The following is a 12,544-nucleotide window of genomic DNA, read 5'->3' as shown; positions in this document are numbered from 1 at the left end:
GAGGAACCATGGACTGGAACGAGTTCGCATCGAAGCTGCTGCACGTGATGATCGGGATGGAGACACGCCGTTTCCTCGTGCTGTCACAGCAGGGCGCCCCCGGGTTCACCGTCCAGATGACGACCGAGGAGGACGCGCTGCAGGCGCAGTGCTGGGTCAGGGGCATGGACCTCGGCGACCCGGCCGTGGTGGCCCGGCTGGAGGAACTCGGCTGGAAGGACACCCGGGAGATCGACTTCTGGAACCGGTGGCTCGACCTCCCTGCACCCAGCAGCTCCTACAGGCAGCTGGTGGACGCCCTCATCACCACCATGCGTGAGCTCCAGGGGGTCACCTCGCCCGACCAACTGGCCTACCGGTCGTGGCGGGAGCCGGAACGGAGGCAGGAAGGGCGTGTCTACACCCCCGAGCAGATCGAGGACCTCGACCCGGGTGAGATCCCGCTCCCGTTGGACCTCGGAGGCATCCCCGCCCTGCCGGTGTGAGCACGCACGACATCGAGCGGATGCTCGACGGGGGAGCCCCCCTCTGGTTCGACGAGTCCCCCAGACCCGAGATCCCCGGGCACCTGGGAGCCGTCGTCGCGACCTCCGGCACCACGGGGAGTCGACGGCTCGTGGCGCTCAGCCGTCACGCCCTCCTGGCCGCGGCCGACAGCGCCATCCAACACGCCGGAACGCTCACCTGGCACCTGGCCCTGCCGCCCCACCACGTCGCCGGACTCATGGTGGCGGTCCGCTCCCTGCGTGCCGGACGTCCCGTCCCGGAAGCCGGTCCTGACCTGGCCGGACTGCGTCCCACCGGCTGCGGCGACGCCATCAGCCTCGTCCCCACCCAGCTCCACCGTGCACTGACCGACCCCGTGCTCACGGGTTGCCTCGCGGCCTTCGACCTGGTGCTGGTCGGCGGGGCCGCCCTGGGCGACGAGCTGCGTGAGCGCTCCGAGGCCGCCCGGATCAAGGTCGTCGAGAGCTACGGCATGAGCGAGACCTGCGGGGGAGTGGTGTGGGACGGCCATCCCCTGCCCGGGGTCGGGATCGGCATCGACGACGGGCGGGTGACGGTCACCGGTCCCATGCTGTTCGACGGCTACCTGGGGGACCCGGAGGCCACCGCCGCAGCGCTGGTGGCCGGACGGCTGCTGACCCGTGACCGCGGCCACCTGCTCGACGGCCGACTCCACATCGACGGCCGCATCGATGACATCGTCATCTCCGGCGGGGTGAACATCGACCTCGCGGAGGTGCGCGCCGCCGTCACCCGCCTGGCCCCGGAGGCCGCCGTCATCGCCGTCCCCGATCCGGAATGGGGCTGCCGCATCGTGGTGATGGACCAGACCCGTGACCTCGACTGGTGGCGCACCACGCTGGCCGACCACCTGCCCCGCACCTGGCTGCCGCGGCAGCACCTGGGGCATCCCGTGCCACTGACCGGCGCCGGGAAACCCGATCGTGCCGCCATGACCCGGCTCGCAGAGGCGGAGCACACTACGATGTCCTCATCATGAATCCTTCCATCTGGGTGGCCGGTGCCAGGCCCCGCACCCTGCCCGCCGCCGCCGCCCCCATCCTGGCCGGGGTCGCCGCCGGGGTCGGCTCCGGCCAGGCGGTACCACTGTGGCGACTGCTCCTGGTGCCCGCGCTGTGCGCGATCGTCGCACTGGCCCTCCAGGTGGGCGTCAACTACGCCAACGACTACTCCGACGGCATCCGGGGCACCGACGACGTGCGCGTCGGTCCGACCCGGCTCACCGCATCCGGCCTGGCCCGCCCCGGGACCGTCCGCAACGCCGCCTTCATCAGTTTCGCCGTCGCAGCGGTGACCGGGCTGGTCGTCGTCGCCATCTCCGGGACCTGGTGGCTGCTCGCGGTGGGCGCCCTGGCCATCCTCGCCGCCTGGTACTACACCGGAGGGCGCCGTCCCTACGGCTACCTCGGCCTCGGGGAGCTGATGGTGTTCATCTTCTTCGGGCTCGTCGCCACCGTCGGCACCACCCACGTCACCTTCCACGCCGTCCCACCCGCCACCTGGGCGGCTGCGACCGGGGTCGGGGCACTGGCCAGTGCCCTGCTCGTGGTCAACAACCTGCGCGACCTCGCCGCCGACGCCGAGGTGGGCAAACGGACGTTGGCGACCCGCATCGGGGACCGTGCCACCCGATGGTTCTTCGTCTCGCTGCTGGTCGTCGGTTTCATCAGCACCCTGGCCTTCGCAGGACTCACCACACCGTGGGCGCTTCTCGGGCTGGTCGGCTTCGTGGTGCTGCTGGCCCCCGTCGCACGACTGCTGGCCGGCGCCGTCGGCCGTGACCTGATCGCGATGCTGCAGGCCACCAGCCTCACCGAGCTGGCGTTGGCCTTCGGCTTGCTGATCGGAGTGGCGGTCGGTTCGTGATCGTCTTCGACCTCCCCCTGGCGACCCCGTTCCGAGGGCTCACGCGCCGTCAGGGGATGCTCATCGAAGGTCCCGCCGGGTGGGCCGAGTGGAGTCCCTTCCCCGAGTACGACGACGCCGAGGCGGCCCGCTGGCTGATGGCCGCCCTCGACGTGGCCCACCACGGTCACCCCGTCCCGGTGCGGGAGCGGGTCCCCGTCAACGCCATCGTCCCGGCGCTGCCCCCCGACCAGGCCGCTGCCCGCGCCGTCGCCTCCGGCTGTGACACCGTCAAGATCAAGGTGGCGGCTCCCGGGCAGGGGCTCGACCAGGACCTCGCCCGCGTGGCTGCGGTGCGGGAGGCCCTTCCCGAGGCCGCGATCCGGGTGGACGCCAACGGCGGGTGGGACCTGTCCCAGGCCCTCACCGCGGCCCATGCCCTGGCCCGGTTCGACCTGGAGTACCTGGAACAGCCCTGCGCGAGCGTGGAGGAGCTGGCCCAACTGCGTCGCCGGTTGGGGGGGCAGGTGTGGATCGCCGCGGACGAGTCCATCCGTCGGGCCAGTGACCCGTTCCGGGTCCGCGACCTGGCGGCGGCGGACGTCGTGGTGCTGAAGCAGCAGCCGCTCGGTGGAGCCCGGGCCTGCCTGGAACTCGCCGCAACACTGGGGCTGCCGGTGGTGGTCTCCTCGGCCGTGGAGTCGGTGATCGGCATCCACGCCGGGGTACGGCTCGCCGCCGCCCTGCCCGAGCTGTCGCTGGCCTGCGGTCTGGAGACGGGACGCCTGCTCGCTGCCGATGTCACCCGACCCGTCTCGATCGACGACGGACACATCACCGTCGGCCCGGACCCGGTGCCGGACGAGGTGCCCGTGGCCTCCCCGGAGGTCACCCACTGGTGGCAGGAACGGCTGCGCCGTGTGGCCGAGCACGCCGGGGTCGCGTTGCCATGACCTCGCCGCTGCTCGGAGTCGTCACCGTCGAGGCACTGCTGGCCGCGGGTGTGGAGCACGTCCTGCTCGCGCCCGGGTCCCGCAACGCCCCACTGTCGTTGGCCCTCCACGCCGCCGATGCCGCTGGCCTGCTCCGACTGCACGTGCGCATCGACGAGCGGGTCGCGGCGTTCACCGCGCTGGGGATCGCCAAGGCCAGTCGTGCCCCGGCCGCGGTGGTCACCACCTCCGGCACGGCGGCCGGGAACCTGCTGCCCGCCGCGATGGAGGCCCGTGCCAGCGGGATCCCGCTGCTGCTGGTCACCGCTGACCGTCCCGCGCAGGCGGTGTGGACCGGGGCGAACCAGACCTTCGACCAGGTGGGGTTGTTCGGGCCCGCCGTGCTGCGGACCGTCCGGGTCAGCTCCACCAGCGGCGACGAGCGTGCCTGGCGCCACCAGATCACCCGGGCCGCCGTGATCGCGGCCGGGACCCGCAGCCGTCAACCCGGGCCGGTCCACGTCAACATCGAGTTCGACCTGCCGCTGGTGGACGCGACGGTGCGGGCCCCCGTCGCCCAACCCCGCATCCCGGTGGTCGCGCCCAGCGACGGGGTGGTGGTCCACGAGGTCACCACCCCGGCCCGCACGGTGGTGTTGGCAGGCGATGCACCCCCCGAGGTGGGGGCCGAGGCCCGGGCCCTGGCGGAGCTCGCCGGAGTGCCGCTGCTCGCCGAACCCTCCAGCAACGCCCGCACCGGTTCCGCGATCCCCCGCTACCGGGAACAACTCGCCCGGCTCGCGCCGGAGATCGAGCGGGTGGTGGTCTTCGGACATCCGACCCTGTCGCGTCCGGTCAGCGCGTTGCTGGCCCGGGACGACGTCGAGATCATCGTCGTGGCGCAGCACGCCGAGTGGGTGGACCCGGGGCACGCGGCCCGACACGTCGTGGACCGGGTGGTGCTGCCACCGGGGGATCCACACTGGCTGGCCCGGTGGGACCACAGCGCCCCTGCACCCGATGCCCTCACCCCGGAGGGCATCGCCGCCGCCGTCGTCCGGTCCGCGCGTCCCGGGGAGAACCTGGTGTTCGGGGCCAGCTCCAGCATCCGGCACGCGGATCTCGCCCCTGTCTCGCAGCATCCCGCCACCTGCTACGCCAACCGAGGTCTCGCGGGCATCGACGGGACCCTGGCCACGGCCACCGGGATCGCCCTGGCGACCGGGGCACCGACGACCGTGCTGCTGGGGGATCTCACCCTCCAGCACGACCTCGGGTCGCTGGTCGCGCCACCGACGGAACCGAGTGTTCAGATGCGGGTCGTCCTTGTGGATGACAACGGCGGATCCATCTTCGAGGGCCTCGAACAGGGGGCCTGTGAGTTCCGTCACGCGTTCGACCGCGTGTTCAGGACGCCACAGTGCATCAACAGTGCTCATGTCGCAGCTGCATTCGGCTGGAAGGTTGACGAGGTGAGAAGCTTGGCGGCGCTTCTTGGCCTTCTGGATGACACAATCTCTGGCCGAGAGTTACTCCGTCTGCTCCCGGTGTCCGACTAGCCTCGAGTGGACACAGGTCCTGAACCACATTGGTCCCGAAGGGAGAAGGAAGATATGCGACGCTTCCACCGGCCCGTCCACAGAGCCAGCGACATCCTGGAAGAACTTTCCGGGTCGGGGGATCCTGCCGATCTGAGTCTCGCTGCGCACGACACCGCGGCGATCCTCGTGTTGCTGGCCAAGGACACCGACCCCGATGTCCGCGCCCGCCTCAACCAGTACCTGGAGCGTGAGGGGATCGAGGACCTCCTCGCCCTGTGGAAGCAGGCCGCGCCGCTGTCCCTACCCGGCGCGTTGTGGCGGCTCCACCAGGTTGAGCAACAGTTGCCGGAGGGCCCCGTCGCGGAGGACGTGCGACAGTTGTTGACCGGGCACTTCGACGGCGATTTCTCGGATCTCTGTGACCGCGCGGCCATCATCGGGCGTCGACTCGGGCCCCGGTGGGACCAGCGCGCCGCCGAACTCGAGGCCTGTGCCCGGGAATGGCGCGCCGGATCGCTGTGGTGAGCTAGCATGGTTCCTGCCGGGCCGCGGTAACCCCGGGCTCCACCTTTAGCCGCCTCGAGCGGCCACACGCCGAGAGGCGTTCCCGGTCCGGCCCCACAAACCCCCACCCCCGTATGGCGGCAGCGGTTCGAGGACGATAGCTTGAGGACATGCGCATCGGGGTGATCCGGGAGATGGGCGACACCAGGGTCGCGGCCACTCCCCGAACAGTTCAACAGCTGATCCGGCTCGGCTACGAGGTCGTCGTCGAGTCCGGGGCAGGGCTGAAGGCCTCCTTCAGGGACGAGGACTACGAGGCGGCAGGAGCCGGGATCGTCCCCTCGGCCTGGGAGAGTGACGTCGTGCTGGGCATCGGGTCCCCGCACGAGACCCAGATCGCCGGTATGCGGCCCGGTGCCACCCTCATCACCTTCCTCGCGCCCAGGCAGCATCCTGAACTCACCACGCGGCTGGCGGCCCAGGGGATCACCGCGCTCAGCATGGACATGGTGCCCCGCACCTCCCGGGCCCAGGCGTTGGACGCATTGAGTTCGCTGGCCAACATCTCCGGCTACCGCGCCGTCGTCGAGGCCGCCCACGCCTTCGGGCGTTTCTTCACCGGCCAGGTGACCGCCGCCGGGAAGGTGCCCCCCGCCACCGTCCTCGTGATCGGGGCCGGGGTGGCGGGGCTCGCCGCCATCGGGGCCGCGAACTCGCTCGGGGCCGTCGTGCGGGCCACCGATGTCCGCCCCGAGACCGCCGAACAGGTCGAGTCGATGGGGGCAACCTTCGTCCACGTCGACGGCATGGACCAGGAGGTCTCCAGCGACGGCTACGCCAAGGAGGTCGGGGCGGATTTCGCAGCCCGGGCCGCAGAGCTGTACGCGGCCCAGGCGCGGGAGGTGGACATCATCATCACCACCGCGGCGATCCCCGGCAGGCCGTCGCCGAGACTCATCACCGCCGAGATGGTGGCGAGCATGAAGCCCGGCTCGGTGATCGTGGACCTGGCGGCCAGTGGCGGGGGCAACTGTGAGCTGACCCGGCCCGGCGAGAGTCACGTCACCGACGGCGGGGTCACCATCATCGGGTACACGGACCTGGCGTCCCGGCTGCCGGGGCAGAGCTCCCAGCTCTATGGCACGAACCTGGTCAACGCGCTCAGCCTCATGACACCGGGCAAGGACGGGCAGCTCGTCGTCGACTTCGACGACGAGGTGGTGCGCACCATGACCGTGGTGCGCGACGGCCGGGTCACCTTCCCACCACCCCCGATCCAGGTCTCGGCCACCCCGGCCCGGGCACCGGTACGACAAGGCCCTGAGGTCGTCACCCCACCACCATCACCCAGACCCTGGTGGCACCAGGTGGCGCTGGTCGGGGTGGGGGCGATCGGTTTCATCGCCGCCCTGACCGTCGCCCCCTCCAGCTTCGTCACCCTCATGGGGGTGTTCGTGGTGGCGATCGTCGTCGGCTACTACGTGGTCTGGAACGTCACCCACGCCCTCCACACGCCCCTGATGAGCGTCACCAACGCGGTCTCGGGGATCATCGTCGTCGGTGCGATGACACAGCTCGCCCACGACGACTGGGTGGTCAAGGCACTCGCCTTCATCGCGGTGCTCATCGCGTCGATCAACGTGTTCGGTGGATTCACGGTGACCCACCGGATGCTCGACATGTTCAGGAAGGGCTGAGCCGTGCTGGGCAATTTCATCGGGGCCACCTACATCGCTGCGGGGCTCATGTTCATCCTCGCCCTGGCGGGACTCAGCAAGCACGAGACCGCGAAGAAGGGCAACGCCTACGGCATCCTCGGGATGGTGTTCGCGCTCGTCGCGACGAACTTCGCCATCGGCTACGTCGACCTGACGGCGGGACGACCGCAGTGGAGCTCCGCCGTCCTGCTGTACGTGGCGATCATCGTCGGCGGGGCCATCGGGGTGTGGAAGGCACGCCGGGTCGAGATGACCGGGATGCCCGAGCTCATCGCCCTGCTCCACAGCTTCGTCGGCGCGGCGGCGGTGCTGGTCGGCTTCAACGTCCACCTGGCCGTCACGCACAGCGACGTCGTCCACTCCGTCGAGGTGGTCCTCGGGATCTTCGTCGGGGCGGTGACCTTCACCGGCTCCCTCGTGGCGTGGGGCAAGCTCAACGGTCGGCTGGCCTCACGGCCGCTCATGCTGCCGGGACGCCACTGGATCAACCTCGCCATCGTCGTGGCCTCGGTGGGGCTCGGCTGGTGGTACGTGATCTCCGGCTCGATCATCCCGCTCATCCTGGTGACGGTGCTGGCGCTGGTGCTGGGCTTCCACCTGGTGGCCGCGATCGGTGGGGCGGACATGCCGGTGGTGGTGTCGATGCTCAACTCCTACTCCGGCTGGGCGGCGGCGTTCTCCGGCTTCATGCTGAACATGAGCGTGCTCATCATCACCGGCGCCCTGGTCGGGGCCTCCGGAGCCATCCTGTCCTACATCATGTGCCGTGCGATGAACCGGTCCTTCGTCTCGGTGATCCTCGGTGGTTTCGGGGACGCCCCCGTCGCCGAGTCCGGGGAACTGGGGGAGTACCGGGAGGCCTCGACGGCGGAGGTCGCGTCGCTGCTCGGTCAGGCCCGCTCCGTGGTGATCGCGCCCGGGTACGGGATGGCGGTCGCGCAGGCGCAGTACCCCGTCGCGGAGCTCACCTCACGGTTGCGGCAGCGTGGCGTCGAGGTGCGGTTCGCCATCCATCCGGTGGCGGGGCGGCTGCCGGGGCACATGAACGTGCTGCTGGCCGAGGCGAAGGTGCCCTACGACATCGTGCTGGAGATGGACGAGATCAACGACGACTTCCCCGACACGGACGTGGTGCTGGTGATCGGTGCGAACGACACCGTCAACCCGGCGGCGAACGAACCGGGGTCCCCGATCTCCGGGATGCCGGTGCTGAAGGTCTGGGAGGCCGACCAGGTGGTGGTGTTCAAACGCTCCATGAGTGCGGGCTACGCCGGGGTCCAGAACCCGCTGTTCTTCAACGAGAACTCGGTGATGTGTTTCGGTGACGCCAAGACCACGGTCCAGCAGATCCTGACGGAGTTGTGACATCCCACCCGCTGCCGGTGCAGCGGGTGGGCCTAGGCCAGGTCGGCCTCCAGCTGTGCGTTGAACTCCTTCTTCGTGGCGCGCCACTGCTCATCGGTCATGCCGCGTCGCCAGTAGCCGGAGATGGAGACGGCATCGCGGGGGACGCCGCGCTCGACGAACAGGTGACGACGCAGGTCCCGGACCATCTCCGCCACTCCGTGGACGAACCAGCCGGTCGGTTCCCCGGGGAACTCGTGGGAACGCACCGCGTCGATCAGTGGATCGCCCGGGAGGGCGTCCCCGCGCATCAGCCAGTGGATGGTCACGCCATCGGGATCCGGCATCGCGAAACGGTGGTCCACCTCCAGGAACACCGTGGCGGTCGTGCCCTCCGGCAACGCGTCGACGGCCGCGGCGATGGCAGGGGCTGCGGCCTCATCGCCCGCGAGGACGAAGTGGCGGTACGACGCGGTGGGGGACCAGGCCCCGCCCGGGCCGACGAACCCCACGGACTCACCCGGTGCCACCGTCGCGGCCCAGACCCCGGCGATCCCCTCGTCGCCGTGGGTGACGAAGTCGACGGTCATGGTGGAGGTTTCGGGGTCGAAGGCGCGGATGGTGTAGGCCCGAAGCACCGGCTGCTGCTCGGGGGGCAGGGAATCGCGTACCTGTTCCGGGTCGAACGGCCAGGCCAGATCGGTGCCCGGCCGGGGCAGGATGAACTTGACGTAGGAGTCCGTGAAGGCGACCTCCTCGGACTGCAGGTCGTCGGCACGCAGCCGTAGCCGCAGCAGGTTGGGCGCGAGCTGTTCACGGTCGAGGACGACGGCGGTGCGTGGTCGCCGGGTGGGACGGGGCATGAGTGCTCCTGACATCGGGTGGGACCAGCCTACCCGCTTGGTGAGGTGACCCTTACTGTGATCGGATCGCGTCGAGGGCGCTCAACCGGGTGGCGCGGTGTGCCGGCAGCAGCCCCGCGACGGTGCCGATGACGGTCGCGAACAGCAGGGTCGTCCCGGCCAGCCACGGCGGGATCACCGACATCGTCAACGTGTCACCCGGCACGCCGCCGATTCCCAGTGCGGGAGCCAGCAGCTCAGCACCTGCGGGACTGTTGAGTCCGGCAGAGGCCAGGAAACTGCCCAGGATCCCGAGCACCCCGCCGATGAAACCGATCCCCGCGGCCTCGACGAGGAACAGGAACCGGATGTCCCGCAGGCTCGCCCCCAGCACCTTCATCACACCGATCTCCCGGGTGCGTTCGTAGACGCTCATCATCATGGTGTTGGCGATGCCGATGGCGGCCACCAGCAGGGACATCGCGCCGATCCCGCCGAAGATGGCCTGGACCTGGGTCAGCTGCTTCTCACTCTCCTTGATCCACTCGATGAGGGCGTAGGCCTCGTACCCCTCGTCCTTCAACCTGACCAGGAGACCCTCGGTGTCCTTGATGTCCTTCGCCACCACCTTGAGCGTGGAGTAGGTGAAGGTGCCCTTCTGTCTGCCCTGGCTGTCGGTCGGCTGCTCCGGCAGGGCCCGGCCACGGTTGCGTTTGTCCATCTCCTGCTTGAGGGACTCCAGCTCCACCACCAGGATGGTGGAGGTCTCCGAGTACGATCCATGGCCGGCGATGCTGCCCGAGACCGTCGACCGCAGTGGTTTCAACCTCGGGGGAGCTGATGTCTGCTCCTCCGCCGAGCCATGGTCGAAGAACTCCAGGGTGAGCTCCTGACCGACGATGTCCTCACCGCTGTCCAGGAACGACTCCCTGCCGTTCGCGGTCCGCAGGGCCTCGGCCACCTGGTGCCCGACCAGCACCTCGAGGCCGTGTTGCCCCGGTGCGCTGCCACGGGCGATCTCCAGGTCCATCCTCCCCAGCGACTCCCTCGGCACCGCGACGACCTCGAACTCTCCCCGGTACTTGCCCACCTTGACCGGCAGGTAGGTCCGGTAGACGGGGATCACGTGGGCCACTCCCTCGTAGGTGGCGAAGGTCTGGGCCAATCGGTCATCCATCCGTGGCAGCTTCTTCGAGCTGCCCTGGGTGAACGGGTTGTTCTGCACCAGCACCTCCTTGAGGCTGCCCTGTGCGGCGATGGAGTCGTGCAGTGACTTGGTCAGGCCGAGTCCCAGCGAGATCATCACCACCACGGAGATGGTGCCGATCATCACCCCCAGCACCGTCAGGAAGGTGCGGACCTTCCGCTGCCACAGCGAGGTGAGGCTGGTGGCGACCAGGTCGCCGAATCTCATGGCAGCATCCTCACAGGTCCGAGCCGACGAGCGGCGTGCCGTCGAGCAGGTCGAGATCGAAGGAGTGCTCCTGGCGCTGCTTGGCGCGACGGCTGAGGGTGATGCTGGCGATCAGCAGCACCACGCCGAGTGCGATGCCGCCGCCCACCCACCACAGCCAGGCGTCACTGCCCTCGACGACCGGTTCGGGCACCGGCTGCGTCTCCTGACCGGATGGTGGGCCGGGTTCCTCCATCATCTGCTCGGGCAGGACCGTGAGGGTCAGCTGTTTCTCCATCGTGGCGACGGTGCCGTTCGCGTCCTCGAAGGTGATGACCGCCGTCAGTGGCTCCTCCCGCTCCGCCGTGGCGGTGAGCAGCAGCTCCACAGTGGACGAGGCACCCGGCTCCACCGAGCCGATGAAGTGCTCCTTCGCCGCCACGCCCTGCCCCTCGGCGACGGTGATCCTCGCGTTGTGGATCTTCGACTTGCCGAGGTTGTTGAGGCTGAACGTCACGGTGGCCTCGTCGCCGACCATGAGTTCCTCGGGGACGATGGTGAAGGTGGAGGTGTCGGCGCGGGTCGGCTGGTCGACCTGGATGGAGATGGTCTCGGTGGCGGAGTACTGGTTGGCGTCGGCGTCCTCGTACTCGATGGTCATCGTGATGGGATAGGGTCGGTGCTCCAACGACGGCAGCGTCGAGAACACCATGTCGCGGCTGACCGAGCCCCCCGGTTTGATGCCGGAGATGAAGGTCGAGGACGCCCCGTTCGTCGGCAGGAAGGCACCCTCGCCCTGGGAGAGGGTGACCTTGAGGTTGTTCACCCGGGTCTTCTTCGACCGGTTCACCAAGGTGTAGGACAACGTGAAGGAGGAGCCTGCCGTGACGGTTCTCGGGGTGGGGACCACCGACTCCAGCATCACCCGTGGCACCGAGACCCCGGCCGCGCCGGTGCTTCCCGGGGCACCTCCACCGCCGTCGTCCCCACTACCGGGGGCGCTGGTCTGCCTCGGTGTGGACTCCCGGGACGGGGAGGAGCTCTCCTTCGGTTTCGGTTCGTCGGCCGAGGCCACGACCGGTGCGGCCAGGGCCAGCAGTGCGGCCAGGGCGAGGACCAGGCATCGAAGGGGTCTCATGAGTGCTCCTCGGGGTCGTCGTGGTGCTGCTGGGAGATGTCGGAGATGCGGCCATCGGTGATGGCGACGATGGTGTCGGCGAAGCTCGCCAGGTGGGCGTCGTGGGTGACCATGAGCCAGGTCTGGTGGAAGCGTCGGATCACACGGCGGAACAGTCGCAGGGTCGCCTCGGCGGTGCGGGAGTCCAGGTTCCCGGTCGGCTCATCGGCGAAGACGAGTTTCGGGCGGACCGCCATCGCCCGGGCGATCCCCACGCGCTGCTGCTGGCCGCCGGAGAGCTGGGTCGGCAGGTGGTCCAGGTGGTCCCCCAGCCCGAGGGTGATCAGCACCTTCCTCGCCAGTTCCTCCCGCTCGCTGCGCGGCATCCCGCGGAACGACAGGGGCAGCGCCACGTTCTGCAGTGCGGTGAGATGGGACATGAGGTTGAACGACTGGAAGATGAAGCCCACCTGTTCACGACGGTAGGTGACCAGTTCGTGCTCGCTGAAGGTGTGCAGCGGCTGGCCGTCAACCCAGATCTCACCGGCCGTCGGTTTCTCCAGGCCTCCGATCATGTTGAGCAGGGTGGACTTGCCGGAGCCGGAGGTGCCGACGACGGCGGTGAAGCTGCCGCGCGGGATCTCCAGGTCGACCCGGTTGAGTGCCACGACGCGTGATTCCCCGACCCGGTACACCTTGCTCAGCTCCCGCACCACCACGAGCGGGTCCAGGGGTGTGACGTCAGCACCCATGCTTCCTCCTTGGAGCAGAAGGTAGCGA

Annotated in this window: 12 protein-coding genes; 8 read left to right on the top strand and 4 right to left on the bottom strand. The window is 69.5% G+C overall.

The genetic code is table 11. The features are described from left to right. Nucleotides 1–8 precede the first annotated feature (8 nt). From EII34_RS12530 to pntB, 8 genes are all read left to right on the top strand, one after another. Nucleotides 9–485: a TY-Chap domain-containing protein gene (locus EII34_RS12530; protein WP_124845509.1), complete on the top strand. Its 477-nt coding sequence runs from the start codon at nt 9–11 to the stop codon at nt 483–485. After that, on the top strand, nt 482–1,507 hold the full coding sequence (locus tag EII34_RS12525; RefSeq protein WP_124845508.1) for an AMP-binding protein: 1,026 nt from the start codon (nt 482–484) through the stop codon (nt 1,505–1,507). Before EII34_RS12530 ends, EII34_RS12525 begins: the two co-directional genes overlap by 4 nt. After that, entirely contained in the window at nt 1,504–2,394 is an 891-nt protein-coding gene (locus EII34_RS12520) for a 1,4-dihydroxy-2-naphthoate polyprenyltransferase (protein WP_124845507.1), read from the top strand. Before EII34_RS12525 ends, EII34_RS12520 begins: the two co-directional genes overlap by 4 nt. After that, the gene (locus EII34_RS12515; protein WP_124845506.1) at nt 2,391–3,326 is read left to right on the top strand and encodes an o-succinylbenzoate synthase; all 936 of its coding nucleotides are present in this window, start codon (nt 2,391–2,393) and stop codon (nt 3,324–3,326) included. The genes EII34_RS12520 and EII34_RS12515 overlap by 4 nt, the downstream gene beginning before the upstream one ends. Next, on the top strand, nt 3,323–4,864 hold the full coding sequence (menD, locus tag EII34_RS12510) for a 2-succinyl-5-enolpyruvyl-6-hydroxy-3-cyclohexene-1-carboxylic-acid synthase (RefSeq protein WP_124845505.1): 1,542 nt from the start codon (nt 3,323–3,325) through the stop codon (nt 4,862–4,864). Before EII34_RS12515 ends, menD begins: the two co-directional genes overlap by 4 nt. Before the next feature lie 54 nt (nt 4,865–4,918). Continuing rightward, nucleotides 4,919–5,371 carry a hypothetical protein gene (locus EII34_RS12505; RefSeq protein WP_124845504.1) on the top strand — a complete coding sequence of 151 codons (453 nt, stop codon included), beginning with the start codon at nt 4,919–4,921 and terminating at the stop codon, nt 5,369–5,371. Between the two features lie 149 nt (nt 5,372–5,520). Next, nucleotides 5,521–7,047, top strand: coding sequence for a Re/Si-specific NAD(P)(+) transhydrogenase subunit alpha (locus EII34_RS12500; RefSeq protein WP_124845503.1), 1,527 nt, complete (start codon nt 5,521–5,523; stop codon nt 7,045–7,047). Between the two features lie 3 nt (nt 7,048–7,050). Next, a complete protein-coding gene (gene pntB / locus EII34_RS12495) occupies nt 7,051–8,433 on the top strand; it encodes a Re/Si-specific NAD(P)(+) transhydrogenase subunit beta (protein WP_124845502.1) in 1,383 nt (460 codons plus the stop codon). A 32-nt stretch (nt 8,434–8,465) separates the two neighbouring features. Here the strand turns inward: pntB and EII34_RS12490 are convergent, their stop codons facing one another. From EII34_RS12490 to EII34_RS12475, 4 genes are read right to left on the bottom strand one after another with little or no spacing between them, the layout of a single operon-like run. After that, nucleotides 8,466–9,275: a siderophore-interacting protein gene (locus EII34_RS12490; RefSeq protein WP_221620297.1), complete on the bottom strand. Its 810-nt coding sequence runs from the start codon at nt 9,273–9,275 to the stop codon at nt 8,466–8,468. A gap of 52 nt (nt 9,276–9,327) precedes the next feature. Beyond that, a complete protein-coding gene (locus tag EII34_RS12485; protein WP_124845500.1) occupies nt 9,328–10,668 on the bottom strand; it encodes an ABC transporter permease in 1,341 nt (446 codons plus the stop codon). A 10-nt stretch (nt 10,669–10,678) separates the two neighbouring features. Beyond that, nucleotides 10,679–11,785: a COG1361 S-layer family protein gene (locus tag EII34_RS16040; protein WP_124845499.1), complete on the bottom strand. Its 1,107-nt coding sequence runs from the start codon at nt 11,783–11,785 to the stop codon at nt 10,679–10,681. Next, nucleotides 11,782–12,516, bottom strand: a complete 735-nt coding sequence (locus EII34_RS12475) for an ABC transporter ATP-binding protein (protein ID WP_124845498.1) — start codon at nt 12,514–12,516, stop codon at nt 11,782–11,784. The genes EII34_RS16040 and EII34_RS12475 overlap by 4 nt, the downstream gene beginning before the upstream one ends. Between the last annotated feature and the right edge of the window lie 28 nt (nt 12,517–12,544).

This window comes from Arachnia propionica (assembly GCF_003859805.1).
Classification (GTDB): Bacteria; Actinomycetota; Actinomycetes; order Propionibacteriales; family Propionibacteriaceae; genus Arachnia; species Arachnia propionica_C.
The sequence above is the reverse complement of the archived record's forward strand: the minus strand, read 5'-3'. Positions and strand labels throughout refer to the sequence as shown.

Coding starts and splice junctions, on each gene's coding strand:
- EII34_RS12530 (WP_124845509.1), top strand. CDS start 9: ATGGACTGGAACGAGTTCGCATCGAAGCTGCTGCACGTGATGATCGGG.
- EII34_RS12520 (WP_124845507.1), top strand. CDS start 1,504: ATGAATCCTTCCATCTGGGTGGCCGGTGCCAGGCCCCGCACCCTGCCC.
- menD (WP_124845505.1), top strand. CDS start 3,323: ATGACCTCGCCGCTGCTCGGAGTCGTCACCGTCGAGGCACTGCTGGCC.
- EII34_RS12505 (WP_124845504.1), top strand. CDS start 4,919: ATGCGACGCTTCCACCGGCCCGTCCACAGAGCCAGCGACATCCTGGAA.
- EII34_RS12500 (WP_124845503.1), top strand. CDS start 5,521: ATGCGCATCGGGGTGATCCGGGAGATGGGCGACACCAGGGTCGCGGCC.
- EII34_RS12490 (WP_221620297.1), bottom strand. CDS start 9,275: ATGCCCCGTCCCACCCGGCGACCACGCACCGCCGTCGTCCTCGACCGT.
- EII34_RS12485 (WP_124845500.1), bottom strand. CDS start 10,668: ATGAGATTCGGCGACCTGGTCGCCACCAGCCTCACCTCGCTGTGGCAG.
- EII34_RS16040 (WP_124845499.1), bottom strand. CDS start 11,785: ATGAGACCCCTTCGATGCCTGGTCCTCGCCCTGGCCGCACTGCTGGCC.
- EII34_RS12475 (WP_124845498.1), bottom strand. CDS start 12,516: ATGGGTGCTGACGTCACACCCCTGGACCCGCTCGTGGTGGTGCGGGAG.